The organism is Thiorhodococcus mannitoliphagus, from assembly GCF_010915725.1.
Lineage (GTDB): Bacteria > Pseudomonadota > Gammaproteobacteria > Chromatiales > Chromatiaceae > Thiorhodococcus > Thiorhodococcus mannitoliphagus.
Window position 1 is genome coordinate 1 of sequence record NZ_JAAIJR010000420.1, and the last position, 658, is coordinate 658.

Here is a 658-nt window from a genome sequence, read left to right on the forward strand (position 1 = left end):
GCAGCAAGACGTCCACGCCAAGATCCTTGCCCTGAACCTCGCCAGCATGGTTCGAGGACTCGCCCAGGTGCTCGCAACCCGCCGCCACGCCGCGCGCAAGCATGCCTATCACGTCCGCTGGACCAGCAGCCTCTCGACCATGAAGCACACCCTGGTTCGACTACTGATCGGCACCTTACATCCTCCAACCACCCTGCTGACGCAGGCCGTCCTCACGCTTTCCGATGCCGTCGAGGCGGTACGGCCAGACCGACAATTTCCACGCCGCAATCCCGGCAAGCTCAAGCCTGGATTCCACCCGGCTTACTGCCGGGCGGCTTAAGTCCATGGCATTGGGTATGCGGGTAACCCCCGTGAATCTTCCCCCTGGGAATCAGGTCCGGCAGCGCTTCTTGGAGCGCTATCCGGACCAGGACGATGCGAAATACATCGGTTACTGGACGGTCCGGCGCTACGTCGGCAAAGGCACACCACCCCGTGAACTGGGAAGCGCGGACGCTGTCATTCGATACATCTCCAAGCACGCTGGGGCCATCGGCTATATCGATGACGGCGATCTCACGGCCGACATCAATGTTCTCTATACTCTAAATAGTCATAATTTGCGATTTATTGAATCGCTGAAATTTCAATGACAATAGAGATTCCATCTCATCTT

General features: G+C 57.9%; 1 protein-coding gene and 1 pseudogene. Both read left to right on the top strand.

Translation table 11 applies throughout. The features are described from left to right. Positions 1–322: pseudogene (locus G3480_RS27230) on the top strand (IS4 family transposase); the annotation flags it as partial. 4 nt (positions 323–326) lie between these two features. Next, on the top strand, positions 327–635 hold the full coding sequence (locus G3480_RS27235; protein ID WP_164657288.1) for a hypothetical protein: 309 nt from the start codon (positions 327–329) through the stop codon (positions 633–635). The last annotated feature ends 23 nt before the right edge of the window (positions 636–658 follow it).

Coding starts and splice junctions, on each gene's coding strand:
- G3480_RS27235 (WP_164657288.1), top strand. CDS start 327: ATGGCATTGGGTATGCGGGTAACCCCCGTGAATCTTCCCCCTGGGAAT.